Genomic DNA, 18,719 nt, shown 5'->3' with positions numbered 1-18,719 from the left:
TTAGGGTTTGGATGCGATGCCCAAAAGCACGAGCACCCAATCATTTAACCTGACCGCTGCACCATAAACACTTGATGTCCTGCAAACGCCAATGCCGTTCCCGGCTGGGGCCAATCACCGACATGATGGAAGCTATTACGCGCAAATGCCTGCAGCCAGGTTTCATGCGAAAGAGATAGCGTATGCGAATCATGTCCTTTTGTTGCCTGCTGCAGCACCGCAGCGGCGGTTATCCACCTCAGCGCCGAATCCTGTGTGGCTTCCACCACAATCAGTACACCTTCAGGTTTTAACGTATGCCAGATGTCCTGAAGAATGCCATCGAGGCGATGAGTCGAATGCAGCACGTGGGTTGCAAGTACGGCATCGAACTGAGCCGATAGACCATATTGCTCATCCCGTAATTGATGCAGGTCACTATGGCCAGTGTTTGCGTTAATCTCCAGCACTTGTTGGGGATCATTACCCTGCACCGCCGTTTGTAGCAGTGAAGCGGCGATTTGGCCGAGGTAATCCACCAGCATGCTCCTTTGATGCATCGCTGGATCAAGGGGACAACCCTCGTGCAGTGATAATCGGCTCTGTGCCAACTGCGGATAGCGCATCACCTCGCACAGCGTGTGCTGGTCAGCGAATAATGAGTTAAGAAAGTCATCTCCCTCAAGGTGCCAGTCCAGACAACGACGCAGACGAATTTTTCCATCATCAATACGCTGTTCGATGGAGGGCAGACTCGGGGTGCAATCGCCAGCAAACCAACGCTGCTCGCGCTGCTCCACAATCCCTTCGTCCTCCAGAATGCCGTGCCATTTTTCCAGCAAAAACTGAAAGCAGTCGGCAATCCCAGCTCGTTGGCGCGCATCCGCAATCAGCCAACCTTCATCAGAAATAAAAGAGAGTTCATGTAGCAGTTGCCAGATCATTAACGGTGCCATTGACTCGCTCTCCGTCTGGAAAGCAGCCAGTGAAGCAATCATTTCAGGCGTCGGTAATCGCTGCGCAGCCTGATGCCCTGCTCGTTGCCAATCATCATGTTGTGATGAGGCAGTAATAGCGGGCGAAAAATGGCTGTCGGACTGCTGGTCCGCTACGCATTGATGCGCGCTTTTATCTCCATTCATAACCACTCCAACTTTTAAATGGGGGGTGAACTCATCACATTCTTTGTAAGGATTTAATTGGCTTTGCTAATGATGCATGCAATTTCAGGCCTGAAACATGTAAATGATAATCATTATTATTCATCATGCAAATGAAATTTCTATCACTTCACCCGATCTGTTCGTTGATAATAGGGTCATGAAGTAACGGAAAAAAGGTGGGATTGGAGGTAACGAAGCTTTAGATTGATCAAACGTTGGCACACGTTAATCTTTTAGAGAGTGACTATTATTTTCCAGAAATTCATGAATTTGAGCCGTAGAGGATAAACTTTATAAGCGCAGCGTTAATTATGATTAAACTCTTTATTTACAATAGCGTGTGAGGAAAAATTTATATTTAAAAATTAGGAATGCCGGAGATCCAATTATTTAAGGGTATCGGTAGAGGTTCAGATATGACACACTGTATTTTTATACAGAGTGTGGAGTCGCGGTGAAGCATGATGGCCAGATTACACAAGATATATTAGCGTTGTTAGGCTCCACGGTGTCAGCGTTTATCCGGGAAGGCTTAGCTTTTGAGGTGCATGAAATTTCGTTAGCCCTGCAAAAACTCAAAGACAACGAAGCGGATTCAGTTTTAAGAGAAAAATACGAAACGCTTATCCGCTTACTTTCGAAAATGATGCACTGATATGCGCGAGCTAGCAAAGAATCAGGCATTAATCATCCGGTGTTACGCCCACAACGATTTCAAGAGTCTGGCGTAAGAGCTGGGCTTGAGAATCATCGTGAGTTGATTCAAGTGCCCGGATTAAACTGATGATAATGGCTTTATTCGTTATCTGCCCTTCCGATGCCAGCACATTACGGATGATGACGCCTAAAATCTTCGCCTCATCTTTCAAATCCGGACCCGCATTGCGGAAACGTTCAGCCAGTTCCTGATCGGCAAGCGCAGAAAAGATGTCTTCTGATGTATGCATGATTTGTTTCCGAGCTAAATGGTGTCAGGGGTTAATCACTGATAGTAATCGAGTCGATATTCAGTGCTTTCTGTTATTACCTGAATGATGCGAGTTCGTGTACAAGTGCTGGACAGAGTTTATTGCCTCCGCCCTCTGCTGTTTAACTCGTTCTCCTTCGGCGATGCTCTTCCTTACTTCAACAATTGTCTGGGCGATCAATTGCCGCCTGTCAGCATCATCTGACTGGTCTTCCATAACCTGAAGTTGTTCGATGAGTGCACGGAAAGAAACAGGCCCCGCTCGCTGGAGCAGAACCAGTGTGGCTTCACCGAGAATTTCATCGACTAACTGCTGGTGTTCACTTCTGTTCATATACTTCTCTGATAACGGCATCTGCATGGCAATTTTGCTGTAAACAGAGTGCAAATTGCAATTTCTGCCACAAAGCCATGATTCATTCTTATACCATGCAAATTCAGAACGGTAATGTTGTACAACTTAGGCCTGAATACAGAATCACTCATCGCGGTCGAAAAGCAGTCCAATCAGCTGATGATAGTGATGTTCCTCTTCAGCGTTGGAGGAGATTTCCAGGCGGCGAAGCAACTTGGTGCAGAGAGATTTGCGGTTCAGGTTTTTGCCTTCTCTCAGGATTTCGACCACGATCTGGCCCAATGTTTCTTGCTGAGAAGGCAATGAGGCTTTATTAAAGTATTGTGCAATAGCTTCTGAAGAGTTCGGAGTGTATCCATTCTGACGCATGTGTTAACCCTCTCATGTTGGGTCAGGCAATTGACCTGATAAAGTTGTACAGTTATTGCAAAATCTGTACAGGAATATAGTCAATATCAGGCGCCCGTTTTTTTGCAAAAAGTGCTATGGGATGAGAGGTCGTTGGTCGAAACAGAAAAATCTTAATCATCTGTTCCGACAATTATTTTGAGCGGGGATCAATATTTGAGTTAAGTGCTCTCACTACTTTTTAGTATTTTCAACTGACGATAGTGTGATGCTGTCGGAGCTTTCACTCAGACGCCGTAACGGTGAGCTGCTGCGCTTATCTTCTGACGAAGGTTGCCTATAATCGTTCAACCAGTCAATCGCAGCCAAAATGGCTTGTTTACGGTCCGGCGTATTAGCTTCGTCGGCCATGCGATGCAGTTCCTGATTTAATTGTATAACACTGATTTTTTCACGGCGGGCAAGAATCTGATAAGCAGCCTCGCCTAAAATTTTGTCTGAATTGTCCATTCTATTACCTCCTGAGAATCGGGCTTACGCTTAGTCCTCGGGATCTATTGTAGCCGATGGGATATTTTCGATAAACCAGGCGGCAAGGATCTCAGGCTGCAGCCTTATCCTCAGTAGAACCTCATCTCTTCATAGGGCTGTGCCCTGCAGGCTTTTAAGCGGCTCTCAAGATCACCAGCATGAAGTTCCAGCTTATGACCATCCGGATCAAGGAAATAGAGCGATTTGCCCTCACTTTTGTTGACTTTCCATTCTTTCACGCCTGAAGCTTTCAGCCTTTCGGCAAAAGCTTCAAACACTTCATCTTCAATGCTGAAGGCATAGTGCGTGTAATCTTTACCGATGGAAACGGCATCCAGTGAGAGGCACAGCCAAAGCTCACCTATCGAGAGATAAGCGCCGTTCTTCCATTGTGCGCGGGGAGTGAATCCCAGCGTCTCAACATAAAAGGTGAAACTCGCAGAGACATTGCTTACAGCAAGGGTGATGTGATTCAAACCGGTCAGCATGTTGAACTCAATACAAGAAGTTGAAGCGCTAATTTAGCACAGGCGATGCGATGGAATGCGGTTGTCACGCGAGTCGCTAAGCAAACTTCTGCAGAATTCTTATTGCCATTTCCATGCCCTGCTCACGCTCGGCATCGTAGTGATGACCATCGTTTTGCGCTTCCTGCAAGACATCAATCAGCGACTGAACGGCGAACTCGCTTTTTCTGCCCAGAACTTCCAGCACCGCGCCGCCGATCTCATTGCAAATGGCTTTTCCTTCCGCGTATTTGTTTTGCTCAGACATGACTGTCTTCTTCGTGAACGTTAAGGTATTCAAACTCGCCATTAGTTACATGGACAGTGGCGAACTTCATTTCATTGCAAAAATGAATCCCGTTAAAGCACCATTGCCGCAAGCACAACACTCAATAACAGCACATAAATTCGCGCATGCCAGACATCTGGCACGGCGGGAATGTATCTTTGTGCAACCAAAATGCCGATGAACCCTGTGACCACCAGCAACATAACAATTTTGAGACTAATAAATCCGAGGAAACCACTTGCCGGAATTATTTGCCAGCCGCCAATGGCATAAGTGATGGTGCCACATAACGCTACCGGCAGCGAAAGCGGATTGGCAACGCTGATGCATTCCCGCATAGGATAGCCATGCCGTCGCAATAGCGGTACCGTCATGACACTTCCACCCACACCCAACATCGCAGCAATTGAACCGATAAGTATGCCGCCGCCTGTCAATGTAGCCCTCGATAGCCGGCGTGACGTGCTACCACAGAAGAAACCTTTACGTAGCAGGCAATCAGCAATCGTGACCAGCATATATAGGGTAAACAGTGAACGAACCCACTCTTCGCTTAACATTCCTGCCAGCCATGATCCGACCACCGCACCTATAGCGATAAACCAAATGAGGGGAAAACAGGCCTGTACTGCGATGGCACCCGCTCGCCAGTTTCGATAGCTCACCCACCCAGCGTTAAATATCATCACCGCCGTGGAGGTGGCGACGGCAATATGCATCGCATTGCCTGCCATTTCGGGCTGCCCACGCAACAACTGATAAACAAATGGCACGACGACAAAGCCGCCACCAAAACCAAACAGCACCGTAGTCACGCCAGTGGTAAAACCAGCCAGCACAATCAAGAGAATATCGCTCAAGGGACGTTCCACTTATAAATAAAGCCATAGCCTAACGCTCGCATGACCCACTTCCCATTTGAGCAACGCTCAATTACCCTTGCCAATCGGTCATAAGGAGTGAACGTGCGCAACACAAGCATTGACGATGTCGATTGGATAGAACGTGATGTGGTCGCGATGGGGAATGACTATGCGCAGGGGTTTGTACTGGCCCCCCACCAGCACCGCCGGGCCCAATTGCTTTATGGCGCAACGGGGCAGATGCATGTATCAACTCAGGACGGAGAATGGGTCGTGCCGCCACAGCATGCGGTGTGGATCCCGCCGGAAACCCTTCATGCGGTGAAATTTGTCGGCGTAACGACGCGAAGCCTGTACATCACACCTGCGTGCGCAGCACGGATAAGTGACCGCATTCGCTGCGAGGTTATCAGCGTATCGCCCCTGTTACGTCAGCTGTTGCTGGACGCAGTGGACATGCCGCTGCTTTATGGCAGTGAACGTGAATGCGCGCTGATCAACTTGCTATTACTCGAGCTGGGAGCGATGCCTGCGCGAGAATTCGATATCCCCCTGCCACGACAACCCGCATTGTTGGCGCTGTGCCAGGCATTCCTGCTTGCCCCCTCCATCCACGATCCTGCAGATCGCTGGGCAAAAATGATGTTTATGAGTGCCAGCACCTTTCGCCGCCATTTCCTGCAGCAAACCGGTATGACTTTCTCCGCCTGGCGTCAGCGAGCCTGTGTGGTCAGCGCGCTGTCCTTGCTCATTAAGGGCAAGTCGGTGAATGAGGTCGCTTTATCGCTGGGTTATGACAATGGTTCGTCTTTTGCGACTATGTTCCGCCGCGTAACCGGCCAGCCGCCTTCGTTTTATCATCCCTTTTGAGACATAAGCCCTTAGTTATCCCTACCAGAAACCACGGTTCCTGAAGGACGGACTTTGCAGCTTTTACGCCAGCCGTCTTTGAACGCAAAAACACAGAAGTTCATTTCTTAACTGCGTCAGCAACGACAGCAGTGGCCGCCTCAAACCGGAAGTAATTGCACTAACATCTGACCCGCCAGGCGCGCTGTCTCCCGCAAACGCTGCACGCTCGCGCCCTGCCGTGAGCGAGCTGACAAGCCCGACATGATCGTCACCATAAAATCGGTTATTCGCACGGCCTGTTCTGGATAGCGCTCGGCAATATAGGCATGGAACATCTTCTCGGCCGCTGTATGAAAACCGCAGGCCACCTCACGCGCAGAGAGATCGTCGCAATGAATACCCTCTAGTACCAGACATCCGGTGGCTTCTGGATCGGCAGCATAGCGACTTGCAGCTTCATCCAGTACCGCAGAGAGACACTCCACCACCGGGCGATCGTGACGCAAAAGCGCTTTGAAACTGATAGCGCCATTTTGGGCATATCGATCAAGCACCAGCCGATAAAGCCCGAGTTTACTGCCGAAGGCGGCATAAAAGCTGGGCGGATTGATGCCAAAGGCTTTGGTCAAATCTCCCACACTCACCCTGTCGTAACCACTCGAGTGAAACAAATTCTGTGCAATGCATACCGCCTGTTCCGCATCGAACTTGCGTGGGCGGCCTGGCGTACGGCTGATTTTTGTAGTCATCACTACATAATCCTTTGACAACCTGACTGACTCAATAATATTGTAATGACCACTACAATACAATTGAGGATACTCTGATGGCGGTATTTACTAACAAATCGGTACTGGTGTTGGGCGGTAGTCGGGGCATTGGTGCGGCCATCGTGCGGCGTTTTGTCTCCGAAGGTGCTGCGGTGGTGTTCAGTTACGCCGGCTCGCGCGAAGTGGCAGAAAAACTGGCGGAAGACACGGGCAGTAAAGCGGTTCAAGCGGATAGCGCCGATCGCGATGCCGTGACCAAGCTGGTACGCGATTCCGGGCCTTTGGATGTGCTGGTGGTGAATGCTGGCGTGGCAATTTTTGGTGATGCGTTAAAGCTGGAAAGCGATGCCATAGATCACTTATTCCGCATCAACATTCACGCACCTTATCACGCTGCGGTGGAAGCCGCCCGTCAGATGCCAGAAGGCGGTCGCATTATCGTCATTGGTTCCGTCAACGGAGACCGGATGCCAATGCCAGGCGGCGCGGCCTATGCCGTCAGCAAATCGGCCCTGCAGGGATTAGCGCGCGGTCTGGCACGAGACTTTGGACCACGTGGTATTACGGTGAATGTCGTCCAGCCAGGTCCCGTCGACACCGATATGAATCCGGCAGACGGCCCGATGAAGGAGCTGATGCACAGTTTCATGGCCATTCAGCGTCACGGTAAACCTGAAGAAGTGGCCGGAATGGTTGCCTGGATTGCCGGTCCGGAAGCTTCATTCGTGACAGGCGCTATGCACACGATTGATGGCGGATTTGGCGCGTAAGATGCCATCGATGAATTTGAGCCAGGTTGCCCCACTAAAACCTGGCTGCATTTGCTCTTTCAGCTGTGAGTGTTCAGATATGACTCATCGCTCTTCACCTGATTTCTGCCCGCCTGCTTAGCGGAATAGAGCGCCATATCGGCCTGCCTGATCAACAACTGAGCCGAGCGATTTTCTCTCTCAGTGTTCAGCGATGCACATCCCGCGCTCAGCGTCACCCGTTGGGAAGCTAACAGAGACGAGTCATGGATGATGTCCTGCTCACGTACAGTTTGCACAGCAGCAGCGGCCACCGCCATTGCATGTTCAATATCAGCACCGGGAAGTATGATGGCGAACTCTTCTCCGCCATATCGTGCCACCATATCGGTACCGCGCAGAGAGATGGCGTTTATCGCCTGCGCCACACGCTTCAGGCATTCGTCCCCGGCCACATGGCCGTAAGTGTCGTTATAGCGTTTGAAATAATCGATATCGATCATCACCAGCGAAACCGGCTCGTTATGCGTGTCAGCAGCCAGGATGCACTCCTCAAGGTAGCGATCAAATGCACGTCTGTTCGCCAGCCCCGTTAACGCATCCGCATGCGCCAGTCTGTTCAGCGCATGGTTGGCTGCGCTCAGCTCATCACGAAGATTGGTCAGTTCAAGCTGATAATGCAGGCTATGTCTGGCCTGACGTAGCACGAATACGCCCATGGCCACGATGGCGGATAATAGTGCAAGACTCAGCAACACATCCTGTACGCGTCCCTTCATCCATTTAATGAACAGGCTATGCGTGTCATACCCTGCTGCAACCACCAGCGGGTAACGATCCGATCGTGCAAAACCAAAGATACGCGGTTTGCCATCAAGAGCCGAGGTCCACTGCCCGCTTCCACGATTTGTGACCTGCAGCATCTGCTGAAACAGATGACTGGAAGAGAGGTCTTTGCCGATAAAACTATCAGGCATCGGCCGTGCGTATAACACGGAACTGTCAGCCAGCATTAACACCAGTACGTCCTTAGGCCCCATCTCGTAATAAGCGTAAAAGTGCCGGAAATAGTCAACTCTCACCGTAGCCAGCAAAACGCCCTGAAACCCGCGCAGCGCATCGCTGATGCGAAGTGAGACGGGGATCACCAGATCACCGGTGCTTCGGCTACGGATCACCGGACCAAGATGAATGCTGTTGCGCGGATTGTCGCGTTGAAACCTAAAGTATTCGCGATCGGAGTTATTGATGTCTGTCGGTATCTGCGATGCAGAGGTGGCAATCCATTTGCCTTGAGCGTCGTAATAGAAAAGGCCGTGCAGCTGTGGCAATCGCCCCTGAAGCTCCCGCATGGTGCGGTTCAGATTGCGGCTATTGATACCGGTCACCAGCTGCGATTCCACGTCCCGCTGCATTTCACGCATCGCGAGTTCAGTCTGCAAGAAGGTATCTTCCGCCTGCCGCGCTTGCGACAGCGCCAGGTTCGTCGCCGTTTCTTCACTCTGCCTGACGGTGTCATTCCAGTCCTGACGCAGCGTCCACATGCTAATACCTAACACCGCAGCGATAAGCACAATGCCTGCAAGCGTGATACTTCTGATGAGGGAGTGATAAAGGAGCCCTGCCTGTTCGCGCGTGTCTTTTTTATCCATCCTTATCCCCATCATCTTTATCCAGCATTCAGTTAAGCAGATAAAGAGAAATGCGAAAGCTTAGCTGACACAACCCGCCAAAACGGCTGAACTCCAGGATATTTCCTGCTGCTCAGTGTTGATAACGTTCAGAAATGATTGCAAATAGATATCAGGAAGGATGAAGAAGGACATTGCGTAAGAGCGTTTGAATAAGATTTGTATTTCAGTGAATATTTTTAGAATGCCATAATTAAGTTTCTTAAAAAGGAACCATGATGAATCTGACCGGCTTAACAAGCCAGATACAATCGATGACCGGTCTAAAATATTCAAATCAGCGCGCCATCATTATTCAACCTGATGAAAAAAGCATTTTGATGGCGCAGCGGATTAACAGCATGAACTGGCGTCTCTCTCAAATCAGTTCCCGACGATTGCATTAGTCCGATTCAGCAATGACCGATTTAAACTGAGCGTGCCACATATTATAAAACTTGCCCTGTTGACCCATCAACAGAGCAAAACTTCCGTTTTCGATCACTTTTCCCTCCGCCATGACCACGATTCTGTCGAACTCTTTGATATTTCCCAGACGGTGAGTCACGGCGATAACCGTCGTGTCGAGTGAAAGGATTTCATTAAACAGGCGATGTTCAGTTTCTGGATCGAGCGAGGATGAAAACTCATCAAAGATGAACAGATTGGCTTTACGGTACAACGCACGCGCGATCGCCAGCCTTTGCCACTGCCCGATTGAAAGTTCATCACCGCCAAACTGTTTACCCAGTCGGGTCTGCTGCGGATGAGGAAACGCGACTTTACTGAGTAAATCTTCAACCTGAGTGGAATGCGCTTCTGTGTCATATTGACTCAGTGCGATATTCTCACCGACGGTAAATTCATACTTGCCGTAGTCCTGAAACACAGTTGCCACCTGCTGACGGTAACCGTCAATCTCCAGACTTTGCAGCGGAACACCGGAAACGCTGATATCACCCTGATCATAGGCATACATCCGAAGCAGCATTTTAATCAACGTGGTCTTGCCACTTCCGTTATCCCCCAGGATCGCCACTTTCTCACCGGCCCTAATCTCAAGGTCAATGCCGTCTAAGGCCCTCTTACTCCGGCCTTCATAACCAAAGCTGAGATGCTTAATACTGAGTGAGAACGGCGTGTTATCGGGGAGTAATTTTTGGCCGTTTGTTACGGGCTCAATCTCCTCAGTCATAAAGGAGTGGTAACTATGAAAAAAGTTGCCCATTGATGTCAGATTGGCACCGTAATTCGCAATTTCATCCAGATGCGATTTCATCATCACAATGGACTGAAACACCATCACTAACGCACCCACCGCGATATCACTGCTGCGCAGATTGCTCAGGAAAAGATACACCCCGGCAAATAGCATCACCAGGCTAAGCAGCATGGCGGGAATGGGCGTTATTAGCGCCCTGACGCGTTGCTGGTGCATACGTTGATAGGTATTAAATGCTGACCCTGAGAACTTTTTTAGCAGATAACTACCCAGCCCATAGAGTCGAATTTCCTGTAAAAAGCTTTTATCCATGCTAACGCCATAAACGTAACGCATTGCAATTGCGTCCTTAGAGTTTTTGTATAACTCATGCACGTATTTTTTCTGGATATGGATATTAATGATAATCATCGGTAATACGGACAAGGCGCAAATGGCCGCCCCAATCCCTGAATACGCAACCAGCACCAGTAGCAAGCTTCCAGCCATAACGGCGGCCCTAAATGAGTAAATAATGCAAATGATGAAATTAAGCGGTCGGTAGGCGGCTTCTTTTTTCAAAAATTCCAGCTGTTCGTAACGTTCCTTGTTATCAAACAGGCTTAGCGTGAAAGATTCATTCATTCTGCGCATAATATTTGCGCTGAAATGGCTGGTCGAAATTTCCATGACATCACCCTGAATGAGATTCACCAGCGGGGTCATCAGTTGAATACCCAACAAAGACAGACACCAGATAGCAACACTGAACATCAGTGCATGGTCACTGATTTGAGGCGCATGAAGTGTGTTAATTATCTTTCCTGTCATGAAGACATTAAGCGCAGGTATCAGGCCCTGAAGAAGGACGATAGCGATAAGTGCAGTAATACGAAGTGGGCTGGATGCAAAGACGTACCTGATTGCCAATAACACTGACTGCCTCCCTTGTTGCAGTTGGAATGGATCATGCGGGTCGCAAACAATGATAGTTGAGAATGAAATTCATTTACACTAATCGCTCACATCCACTTCGCAGCGCGTAGTGGTGAAATGCGAAAAGATTTATCAAACATGTAATTAATAACCATTCTCACTTGAGCTATACTCCCCCTCCCTTCCGCCGAACTGGTGCGAAGGCGCAGTAACAAAGAATGGAGGATGAAGATGATCGCAGACAAGGTTATCCGCATTGCGGCGGCAATCATGATCAATGCGGAGGGGCGAGTACTTTTGGTTCGCAAGCGCGGTACCCGCTATTTCATGCAGCCCGGAGGGAAAATTGAGTCGACTGAACGGCCTGTGGCTGCATTGATTCGTGAACTCAAAGAGGAGTTGCAAATCAATGTCACCGAGCAGGATACGCAATATGTAGGCCAGTTCACTGACACAGCCGCAAATGAGCCTGGGCACACGCTTATCGCCGAAATATTCACTGTTCTTGCACCCACCACAACGATTACGCCAACGGCTGAGATTGAAGAGATCGCCTGGCTCCATCCTTCCGAGAATGCTTCGTTGCCATTAGCGCCGCTCACCGGCCAGCAGATACTCCCCCTCATATTGAACGCAGGCCAAAGCGCTCACTGAGTCTACCTATTGCCAGCCAGTCATGATGAGCGAGAGCAAACGTGAAATGAAGGGGATCTACACCTGATCAGGATCGCGTGGTGCGACTCGATCCTGTGGAACAACCACTATAGAGAGTAAACCACTCCATCATACCCTAACGCGCTGCAATGATGACAATTACCCGTTCCTGTGCACTCGCGCTCTTCACCTTTATGTTAGTAACCACTAACACCAGTATTGACAAGCCTTGCGAGGTTAGTAATCACCAGGGGGTTAGATTAAACATAACCACTATAGTGAGTAGTTACTCTCTATAGTGGATGTTTGATCCTCTGCCCTGCAAATCAACGATCTTGCGATCGATATAGGATCTTCAAGTTCTTCCGATATGGGCATTACTTAAAAGTTTACTCTCTATAGCGGTTAGCCAAAAAATCAAAAATCAAAAATAAACACTATAAATCATATTCTTAAGATAATTAAACGAAACCAAATAACCGCTATAGAGAGCAAACCCACTCTCTATAGCGGTTATTGCAGGCTGCGAAAATCCCGCAATCGCGTAGGTGTTAACAGGATCTCAGGCTGAGCCGCTCATCAATGCCACCAGCAATGCTATCCACTGTAGTGAGTAACTCCTCTCTATAGTGGATATACAGAGAAGGAAAAGCAGTTTTCGGCAGTAAAAGTGAATAACCCAATGATAATAAAGCAATAAGTGTTGTGCTTTAGGCGATATTGAACATAAATCACACTGTTATCTGAACAAATATTCCTCAATAATCCTGAGATAACTCAACAAGATAGAAGTGATAACGTCACTTCGTCGAATAACCACTATAGAGAGCACATACCTACTCTCTATAGTGGTTATTAAAACCTGGCAACGATCCTGGATCATTCCACGACGACTAAACACCAGCACTCCCCTCTTCTATCACACTGAAAGCAGTCACATTGCGGGTTTTGGCTGAGAATGGTGCAAATTGTGAGCGACTTCCAGATAACCACTATAGAGAGTACAGGCCTACTCTCTATAGTGGTTACTGGGTCACAAATGTCTTGATAGCAGTGAATGTGGTAGGTGAGCGAAGTGGATTGCAGCAGCAAATAACCGCTATAGAGAGGACTTACTCTCTATAGCGGTTATCAAATGGGGGTAATTCAGAAGACTACTTCACTTTACCTTTGCGGATTTCCTCGAGGATCTTCAGCTCCGCTTTTGACAGCATCACCATTTCACCCTGCGGTTCGCTCGCAGCAGCAACCTCATTGGTCTCGATAGGATCATCCAGCTCCAGCTCATCTTCGAGAATATCCGGCAGCTTGAGTGGCAGCTCTGCAGGTTTGAGCTTAGGCCGGCGATAGTGAATGTGGAATACTACGGAGCTACCGCGTTTTAGCTCAGTGTAATCAAGGTAACCAATGTCTTTGAGTTGTTCCATCGCCCTGCGTACGGTCGCGTTTTGCGTGATGGGACGAGATGTCAAATTTAGACGCTGTCGCAGGCGCGCCATGGAGATGGGCGCCGGATTTGGAGGCAGGCTTTCGATAAAGGTATAAAGCGCCTGAGCGGACTCCTTACGAGCCAGAGCGTTAATGGCGCGCAGCTGCAGCAATACCTTGCGATCAAACTGATACAGCTCGAACAGCTTGGGATCGGCCTGAAGCTCGACCGTATCCTTTTTGACACTGTATTTAGCGGATTGCACCAGATGCGTGACATAGAGTTCATCTTTGTCAGCAGTACCGAACTGGATGGTATTGGATGCAATGCGGATCAGCGAAGCTTCCAGTCGCTCCCTCAGCTTGGCTGAAGATCGAGAGGAAGGAATGCCACACAGTTTGACGAACTCGACGAAGGGTAAAACGACTTTGTCATTGGTGACGTTGTACTTTGCAAACGCGTGAATGATCCCGACCCACGTCTTGAAATCATTGTCCATATCGAGTCGCTGGCCAATGATCCTGATCTTCTCATAACCTTCTGATTTAACGAGCGACAGCAACTTAAGCTCGTTCGTGACATCAGTGACGGCTGTCGTGTCGTTTTTACGGTTATTGGTCGATTTTAACGTAGGAACGAACAGGCCCAATCGCATTAAAGCAACGGGTTGAACAGTGTTATCTCTGTTGGGGGTAAGTACAACCAGTTCGCCAGTTCGTTTATCTGTTTCTGAAAAGGCTTCAACTATATTGTTGTTTTTTAGCTCATTTTCCGACATTTTCGAGGATCCGGTTTATACACAGGGACATCGCGCGTTTACTCTCTATAGCGGATACTAGCACTCACTTCATCGGTTAGACTACTCTCTATAGAGGATAATTTACTCTCTATAGCGGTTAGTTTACTCTTTATAGCGGTTAGCGATATCTCCTCAGGGCTTGTGGCACAAGGCTTTAACCCTAGTGGGGATCTGTTAGGAACTTCTATGATCTTATGAGGATCTCTTCTTGGATCGGGTCAGTGAATAATGGGGATAACCTTTTCTGGATAACGCCGGCTGATCTTCAGCCAATCACGCTGCATAAAACTGAGTTATGCACAGCAGAAGCAGTTACACACAGCTTTCATCATTCTCTGCTCACTACAGCGGTTATCAGTCACTCTCTTCATCGGTTGTTTCACTCATTTCATCGGTTATTTCCCTCTCCACAGCGGTTAGTTTACTCCTTATAGCGGTTATTAAGGCCCTCTCAGCCCAGTCATACCAAGGCCTGCAGCGATCCGGGATCTTCTTTGATCTCAATGGGATCTCATTATGATCGAATAATTGGATCTACCCTGTGGATAAAGAGGATAAAAATCATCGTTAAATGAGACTGTTAAGCAGGTTTCAGCCGGAATACGGTGATTTCGCTCAATTCTGATTGTCGATCCCGAGAAAAGATCCCCTTGTATAACTTGTTGGCCTGGATGAGCCCAGCTTTTGGTAAAAACACGATCATCAATCAGATGTTCGTAAATTCAGCCTGTACAGGGTCTTTTCGCGCGTTGAGAGGTTTAGGCTTGCCAGATACGATAATTGAACTTAAATGGATTTGAACGCTGCTGAAGCGCTTAGAAGCACAGATTCAACCGAACGTGCCTTACTGAAAATTGGGAACAGTAAAAAAAGGACGTGAAAATCACGTCCATTTTGGATTTGCGTTGTATGAAGGAGCCGGATCAAGACTTGGAAAGGATCGCCTTAATAGCAATATCGATCTCTTCCAGCGTATTGGCAGGCAAACGGTGGAATTCATACTGCACATGGCGTTTTTCTGCGTTAGTTTTGCGCTTAGCGTAAGCGGTACGATCTGAGAAATGGCCAAACTTCTCTGTGGTGACACTCTTGTTTTTCACCGGCTTAACCAGCTGCTTTTTAGCAGTGGTGAAAAACGACAGGATCCGGGTTTTCTGATCATCGGAAGCCAGTTTGTGCAGCGCCTGATCGTCATCCATTCGCGCTTTGACCTGAGCCACAACCTCTTTAACCGCCACACCCTCTGCTTTCGCTTCTTCTGCCACATCCAGCAGCAATTTGTAGTCCGGAATGCTGAGGTCGGAAACGACCGGTATTAACTCGATAAATTCAGCAGGAACCCACGCAGCCTGAAATGCACGCGTCACTTTGGCGTTTGAGATCCCTTCTGCTTTCGCAATCTCGGTCTTGTTCATGCCCTGCGCTTCCATCATCAGGAAACGTTGACCCAGTTCACGCAGATTGTGCTCTTTTGCTGTCTGAATATCCGCAGCCAGCTGGCGGGCATCACTGATATCAATTTCATCCTCGGTCACCAGAACTTCGAGGCCCGTTCCGGCAAACAAACAAGCGGCACGACGACGAGAACCATCCATAATTTCAATGCGGCCATCCACCAGGCGGCCAATTGCCGGAAAGAACTGCTGCAACTCAATGGTGCGCGTAATGTCTTTTACTGATTCTTCAGTGATCGCTGACTGGTCTCGCCCATTCACCTGCGCGTCAACAAAGGTTTTGCTTTCCACTTCACCGCTGGGAATGAGCTGGCGGCTGAATGTCGCTGTGTTACCGGACTTCAGAGTGAATACGCGTGACTGATTGCCGCTGTTGATAAAGCTCGACATCTGGGATTGGCCCATGGTGCGGCCAATTCTTTTGAGTGATTTGGGTTCGGTCACTTGGTACTCCTGATATATTCAATGCGGTCAAATACAGCGCGTGAAAAATTCTCGGCTTCCTGTTTCGCCTTTCTGAGTGCATCGGCACTGCCTGGATACGAAGTCGGATTTGCGCTGATCACCGTGTCAAATGACTCACCGCAGCGCTCAAAACCATCTAAACGGGGTAATACCGCATCCAGCATCGATTTTGTGAACACCTCACGTGCATAGCTATGAGACGTAATGTGGTCGTGTTTGGTGGTCATCTTCGACATAAAGCCAATATTTGCTTTCAATCTTGGCTCTATCCCCTCGTTCTCAATGCGCTCAAGCATTTCCGGCAGTCGCGTCAGGTATTTCATCGTTGAGTGAAAATCAACCTGTGCCGGCGGTGTCGGCGTAAGCAGTAAGTCACTCGCGGCAATGGCATTGAGCATAAAGGCATCAAGATGCGGGCCGGTGTCGATAAAGATAAAATCGTAATCTTCAGCCAGACGATCAATGACGTTGCGACGCAGGACTTCCGATGGAGCGATGCCGGGTAGATTTTCAGCAACCAGTGCATCCCAGTCGCTGGCGACAAAACCATCATCGATCGAAGCGGGCATCACATCGACGCCTGGCATCACAGTGGGTTTCACAAACTGCTCACGCAGCTGCTCAGTGCTGACATCGTTCAGCATCGCCTGTGCAGCCGTTTCCAGCACCGAACCGACACTGTTGGTATGGCTGAGGAACATGGTGCTGGAGGCCTGCGGATCCAAATCAATCACCAGAATTCGCAGATCATTATGCAGCAAGCCTGGGTGAGCACGCAGACCATGAGCCAGGGTAACGGTCGTGACAGTTTTGGATACGCCACCCTTGAGATTCACCACAAAAACAACGAAGGGATCTTTATGTTTGTCGCGATATTTAGGCACCTTGCGATGCTTATAAATATCGACAACATTCTGAATGCTCATCGCATATTGAGAAGTGCTGCCCGTCTGCTTTCTGCCGAATTCATATCCTGCCTCTTCCATCTCACTGATTGCGGCGGCAACCGCGTGCTTACTCAGCAGGGGGAGGTTAGCGACGGCATTACGTGTAAAGGTATGGTAGTAGCCTTGTTGATTGAATTCCTGACGCTGCTGCTCGATATGGCTGCTGAGTCCGTGCAGCATGCCATTCGCACGGTTGGCGATGTCAAACACGTCACCGTAATCACGCTTCATAAGCACCTCAATAATAATGATTTGTTGTATTGTACTAAAAAAGCTTCCGCATGCCAGTTTTTAGGTAAAAATCAATAAAAGTGGATTTTTTAAAGATTGAGTGATTTTCGTCTTTATAAATATATTTTAATTAAATCAATATGTTATGTAGTTAAAACTTTCACCAAACCAATCAATTCATAAAAGTCATGTTTCAATCAATTCCCCTACCCTATCGTACTTAGCACGATATTTAAACAAAAGGTGTTCAGCCGAGTTATTGAAAAAACAGGGTTGATGGTCAAGCTGATTGATGAAATGGTTGGCCGGCGTTTTCATCGGCAAGATGAAGTTGACAATATGAGGCTACACGAGCTTTGGTATAAAAATGGTTGTAGAGATTGCAGTGATTTTGCGTATTATCACCCACATGCGATCGTCATACAAAATACGCCTTCCCTTCCCTTCCCTTCCCTTCCCTTCCCTTCCTATAATTCTTTTGAATAATGACAGTTAACGCTGTTGATTAAAATTATGCGCTACAAGCCGTGACTGCACTCTTAGAAAAGTAACTAATGTTGATACGCAGTCATTCTCACTTATTTATTCACTCGCTAAACACTGAATGAATTTTATAAAACATTTTAATTTCAAAGTACATCTACTACACATTTAGCTCACACCAATGATGTGAACTTCTTCTCTGTATTCAGTTTTGAAAAACACATTACTCAGAATAATTCAGTGTATGAATGTGCTAACTCTTGATCTGGTTAATTTAAGTGACAATTAAAATTCATCTGGATATGGCGTTAGTATTGCCACCATTGTGAGCACGAGTGTTTCAATGCACACCACACCACACCACACCACACCTTGTATAGATTAAAATCTGTTGATGAGACTCGAGGCTTTTTTATTCCAGTTCGCGTTGATTTTGTTGTGTACAAACTAATTTGTGCACAACATTACGTAAGTACATCTAGCCCTCGATTTCCAGAATCAGAAATGTTCTGGTGGTTCAAACTTGGATTTCCTTACGGTTAACTTGATTAGGATTTGATTGAAGACTTTTATCAACCCTGACACTTGAATCTGAATCTGAATCTGAATCTGAATCTGAATCTGAATCTGAATCTGAGAAGCATAATGCACGTAATGTAATTGAGAGGAAAACTTTAACAGTGAGGCTTTATCTAGGAATGTAGATAATTTTAGATATTTTAGGTGGTAACAATTAGCTCTCAAAACTTCTGGGCTACAAGTAGAATTGAGCACGTGAAAGATATCAGCTTTTGATTAGGTTGAAGCCAAGGGAGTAATACACTCTATGCAGAAAAAAGTTTGAATTTGGCTGAGGTGTATGGTGGTTTTCAGCCTGAAAAAATGGAGTTATTTGTTATTATTCAACTGCTTAAGTTTGTTTTTCGGTGGTGTGAAAATCATTAAATTGAAGGGTTTTTACTTCACATTAGGTTATTAACGGTAATAATGTATTGTCCAGCGTCCAGCGTCCAGCGTCCAGCGTCCAGCGTCCAGCGTCCAGCGTCCAGCGTCCAGCGTCCAGCGTCCAGCGTCCAGC

General features: G+C 47.8%; 19 protein-coding genes. 5 read left to right on the top strand and 14 right to left on the bottom strand.

From position 1 onward, the window contains the following. Positions 1-44: 44 nt before the first annotated feature. The gene (locus tag AC1MDE_RS14750) at positions 45-1,121 is read right to left on the bottom strand and encodes a methyltransferase domain-containing protein (RefSeq protein WP_479402090.1); all 1,077 of its coding nucleotides are present in this window, start codon (positions 1,119-1,121) and stop codon (positions 45-47) included. 475 nt (positions 1,122-1,596) lie between these two features. Here AC1MDE_RS14750 and AC1MDE_RS14745 point away from each other — a divergent pair, with 475 nt between their 5' ends. Continuing rightward, a complete protein-coding gene (locus AC1MDE_RS14745; RefSeq protein ID WP_058962459.1) occupies positions 1,597-1,797 on the top strand; it encodes a hypothetical protein in 201 nt (66 codons plus the stop codon). A gap of 28 nt (positions 1,798-1,825) precedes the next feature. Here the strand turns inward: AC1MDE_RS14745 and AC1MDE_RS14740 are convergent, their stop codons facing one another. From AC1MDE_RS14740 to AC1MDE_RS14710, 7 genes are all read right to left on the bottom strand, one after another. Continuing rightward, entirely contained in the window at positions 1,826-2,089 is a 264-nt protein-coding gene (locus AC1MDE_RS14740) for a biofilm development regulator YmgB/AriR family protein (RefSeq protein ID WP_058962458.1), read from the bottom strand. Between the two features lie 60 nt (positions 2,090-2,149). Continuing rightward, complete coding sequence (locus tag AC1MDE_RS14735; protein WP_479397664.1) at positions 2,150-2,470, bottom strand: hypothetical protein; 321 nt, start codon at positions 2,468-2,470, stop codon at positions 2,150-2,152. 117 nt (positions 2,471-2,587) lie between these two features. Beyond that, positions 2,588-2,833, bottom strand: a complete 246-nt coding sequence (gene ycgZ / locus AC1MDE_RS14730) for a regulatory protein YcgZ (RefSeq protein WP_058962457.1) — start codon at positions 2,831-2,833, stop codon at positions 2,588-2,590. A gap of 213 nt (positions 2,834-3,046) precedes the next feature. After that, the gene (locus tag AC1MDE_RS14725; protein ID WP_479397663.1) at positions 3,047-3,322 is read right to left on the bottom strand and encodes a hypothetical protein; all 276 of its coding nucleotides are present in this window, start codon (positions 3,320-3,322) and stop codon (positions 3,047-3,049) included. 110 nt (positions 3,323-3,432) lie between these two features. Beyond that, complete coding sequence (fos, locus tag AC1MDE_RS14720) at positions 3,433-3,831, bottom strand: fosfomycin resistance glutathione transferase (RefSeq protein ID WP_479397662.1); 399 nt, start codon at positions 3,829-3,831, stop codon at positions 3,433-3,435. A 76-nt stretch (positions 3,832-3,907) separates the two neighbouring features. Continuing rightward, the gene (locus AC1MDE_RS14715; RefSeq protein ID WP_034827661.1) at positions 3,908-4,117 is read right to left on the bottom strand and encodes a hypothetical protein; all 210 of its coding nucleotides are present in this window, start codon (positions 4,115-4,117) and stop codon (positions 3,908-3,910) included. 92 nt (positions 4,118-4,209) lie between these two features. Next, positions 4,210-4,998, bottom strand: coding sequence for a sulfite exporter TauE/SafE family protein (locus AC1MDE_RS14710; RefSeq protein WP_479397660.1), 789 nt, complete (start codon positions 4,996-4,998; stop codon positions 4,210-4,212). A gap of 105 nt (positions 4,999-5,103) precedes the next feature. Between AC1MDE_RS14710 and AC1MDE_RS14705 the strand changes: the two genes are divergently transcribed. Continuing rightward, positions 5,104-5,871 (top strand): AraC family transcriptional regulator, encoded by a 768-nt coding sequence (locus AC1MDE_RS14705; RefSeq protein ID WP_479397659.1) that lies wholly within the window; start codon positions 5,104-5,106, stop codon positions 5,869-5,871. Between the two features lie 140 nt (positions 5,872-6,011). Here the strand turns inward: AC1MDE_RS14705 and AC1MDE_RS14700 are convergent, their stop codons facing one another. Beyond that, positions 6,012-6,602 carry a TetR/AcrR family transcriptional regulator gene (locus AC1MDE_RS14700; RefSeq protein WP_479397658.1) on the bottom strand — a complete coding sequence of 197 codons (591 nt, stop codon included), beginning with the start codon at positions 6,600-6,602 and terminating at the stop codon, positions 6,012-6,014. Between the two features lie 77 nt (positions 6,603-6,679). On the opposite strand from AC1MDE_RS14700, the gene bdcA reads away from it, so the two are divergent. Next, on the top strand, positions 6,680-7,393 hold the full coding sequence (bdcA, locus tag AC1MDE_RS14695; RefSeq protein ID WP_480344762.1) for an SDR family oxidoreductase: 714 nt from the start codon (positions 6,680-6,682) through the stop codon (positions 7,391-7,393). Positions 7,394-7,452: 59 nt separating this feature from the next. Here the strand turns inward: bdcA and AC1MDE_RS14690 are convergent, their stop codons facing one another. Next, positions 7,453-9,024, bottom strand: coding sequence for a sensor domain-containing diguanylate cyclase (locus AC1MDE_RS14690; protein ID WP_479397656.1), 1,572 nt, complete (start codon positions 9,022-9,024; stop codon positions 7,453-7,455). A gap of 254 nt (positions 9,025-9,278) precedes the next feature. On the opposite strand from AC1MDE_RS14690, the gene AC1MDE_RS14685 reads away from it, so the two are divergent. Further along, a complete protein-coding gene (locus AC1MDE_RS14685) occupies positions 9,279-9,449 on the top strand; it encodes a hypothetical protein (RefSeq protein WP_480344761.1) in 171 nt (56 codons plus the stop codon). On the opposite strand, the gene AC1MDE_RS14680 is transcribed toward AC1MDE_RS14685, so the two are convergent. After that, positions 9,446-11,179 (bottom strand): ABC transporter ATP-binding protein, encoded by a 1,734-nt coding sequence (locus AC1MDE_RS14680; protein WP_480344760.1) that lies wholly within the window; start codon positions 11,177-11,179, stop codon positions 9,446-9,448. The two genes, AC1MDE_RS14685 and AC1MDE_RS14680, sit on opposite strands and share 4 nt — an antisense overlap. Positions 11,180-11,410: 231 nt before the next feature. Here AC1MDE_RS14680 and AC1MDE_RS14675 point away from each other — a divergent pair, with 231 nt between their 5' ends. Then, positions 11,411-11,833 (top strand): NUDIX hydrolase, encoded by a 423-nt coding sequence (locus AC1MDE_RS14675; RefSeq protein ID WP_479402140.1) that lies wholly within the window; start codon positions 11,411-11,413, stop codon positions 11,831-11,833. A 1,154-nt stretch (positions 11,834-12,987) separates the two neighbouring features. On the opposite strand, the gene AC1MDE_RS14670 is transcribed toward AC1MDE_RS14675, so the two are convergent. From AC1MDE_RS14670 to AC1MDE_RS14660, 3 genes are all read right to left on the bottom strand, one after another. Next, complete coding sequence (locus AC1MDE_RS14670; protein ID WP_479397654.1) at positions 12,988-14,040, bottom strand: RepB family plasmid replication initiator protein; 1,053 nt, start codon at positions 14,038-14,040, stop codon at positions 12,988-12,990. 944 nt (positions 14,041-14,984) lie between these two features. Then, a complete protein-coding gene (locus AC1MDE_RS14665) occupies positions 14,985-15,920 on the bottom strand; it encodes a ParB/RepB/Spo0J family partition protein (protein ID WP_479397771.1) in 936 nt (311 codons plus the stop codon). A gap of 35 nt (positions 15,921-15,955) precedes the next feature. Next, the gene (locus tag AC1MDE_RS14660) at positions 15,956-17,158 is read right to left on the bottom strand and encodes an AAA family ATPase (RefSeq protein ID WP_097119789.1); all 1,203 of its coding nucleotides are present in this window, start codon (positions 17,156-17,158) and stop codon (positions 15,956-15,958) included. Positions 17,159-18,719: the final 1,561 nt, after the last annotated feature.

It is taken from the genome of Pantoea folii, from assembly GCF_056678875.1.
Note: the sequence above shows the minus strand (reverse complement) of the source record. Positions and strands in the feature narration are given on the sequence as shown.

Bases quoted from the DNA above. Each gene is read 5' to 3' on its own strand.
- AC1MDE_RS14750 (WP_479402090.1), bottom strand. From the start codon at position 1,121: ATGAATGGAGATAAAAGCGCGCATCAATGCGTAGCGGACCAGCAGTCC.
- AC1MDE_RS14740 (WP_058962458.1), bottom strand. From the start codon at position 2,089: ATGCATACATCAGAAGACATCTTTTCTGCGCTTGCCGATCAGGAACTG.
- AC1MDE_RS14735 (WP_479397664.1), bottom strand. From the start codon at position 2,470: ATGCAGATGCCGTTATCAGAGAAGTATATGAACAGAAGTGAACACCAG.
- ycgZ (WP_058962457.1), bottom strand. From the start codon at position 2,833: ATGCGTCAGAATGGATACACTCCGAACTCTTCAGAAGCTATTGCACAA.
- AC1MDE_RS14725 (WP_479397663.1), bottom strand. From the start codon at position 3,322: ATGGACAATTCAGACAAAATTTTAGGCGAGGCTGCTTATCAGATTCTT.
- fos (WP_479397662.1), bottom strand. From the start codon at position 3,831: ATGCTGACCGGTTTGAATCACATCACCCTTGCTGTAAGCAATGTCTCT.
- AC1MDE_RS14715 (WP_034827661.1), bottom strand. From the start codon at position 4,117: ATGTCTGAGCAAAACAAATACGCGGAAGGAAAAGCCATTTGCAATGAG.
- AC1MDE_RS14700 (WP_479397658.1), bottom strand. From the start codon at position 6,602: ATGACTACAAAAATCAGCCGTACGCCAGGCCGCCCACGCAAGTTCGAT.
- bdcA (WP_480344762.1), top strand. From the start codon at position 6,680: ATGGCGGTATTTACTAACAAATCGGTACTGGTGTTGGGCGGTAGTCGG.
- AC1MDE_RS14690 (WP_479397656.1), bottom strand. From the start codon at position 9,024: ATGGATAAAAAAGACACGCGCGAACAGGCAGGGCTCCTTTATCACTCC.
- AC1MDE_RS14685 (WP_480344761.1), top strand. From the start codon at position 9,279: ATGATGAATCTGACCGGCTTAACAAGCCAGATACAATCGATGACCGGT.
- AC1MDE_RS14675 (WP_479402140.1), top strand. From the start codon at position 11,411: ATGATCGCAGACAAGGTTATCCGCATTGCGGCGGCAATCATGATCAAT.
- AC1MDE_RS14670 (WP_479397654.1), bottom strand. From the start codon at position 14,040: ATGTCGGAAAATGAGCTAAAAAACAACAATATAGTTGAAGCCTTTTCA.
- AC1MDE_RS14665 (WP_479397771.1), bottom strand. From the start codon at position 15,920: ATGGGCCAATCCCAGATGTCGAGCTTTATCAACAGCGGCAATCAGTCA.
- AC1MDE_RS14660 (WP_097119789.1), bottom strand. From the start codon at position 17,158: ATGAAGCGTGATTACGGTGACGTGTTTGACATCGCCAACCGTGCGAAT.